We start from the raw sequence: 445 nt of genomic DNA, 5'->3' as shown, positions 1-445 counted from the left end.
CAACGCGTTCAACATGAACTGCATCGGGCACATCAACCATGGCCTGTGGACCCATCCACGGGACACGTCCACCCAGTACAAGACGATCGAATACTGGACCGAACTGGCGCAACTGCTGGAGCGCGGACTGTTCGACGGTCTGTTCATCGCCGACATCGTCGGCGTGTACGACGTCTACCAGAACTCGATCGACGTGCCGCTCAAAGAGTCGATCCAGTTGCCGGTCAACGACCCGCTGCTGCTGGTCTCGGCCATGGCCGCGGTCACCAAGAACCTCGGCTTCGGCCTGACCGCCAATCTGACCTACGAGCCGCCGTATCTGTTCGCCCGACGCCTGTCGACGCTTGATCATCTGAGTCGCGGCCGGGTCGGCTGGAACATCGTCACCGGCTATCTGGACAGTGCCGCCAAGGCCATGGGCCTCAGCGAGCAGGTGGAACATGAC

1 protein-coding gene is annotated in these 445 nt (G+C 61.6%); it reads left to right on the top strand.

Annotated features, from left to right (window positions below):
• On the top strand, positions 1–445 hold a 445-nt coding region (locus tag AC1DF0_RS32300), incomplete at both ends, for an LLM class flavin-dependent oxidoreductase (RefSeq protein WP_477577666.1).

Source organism: Paenibacillus sp. 05T425 (assembly GCF_056396205.1).
The sequence above is the reverse complement of the archived record's forward strand: the minus strand, read 5'-3'. Positions and strand labels throughout refer to the sequence as shown.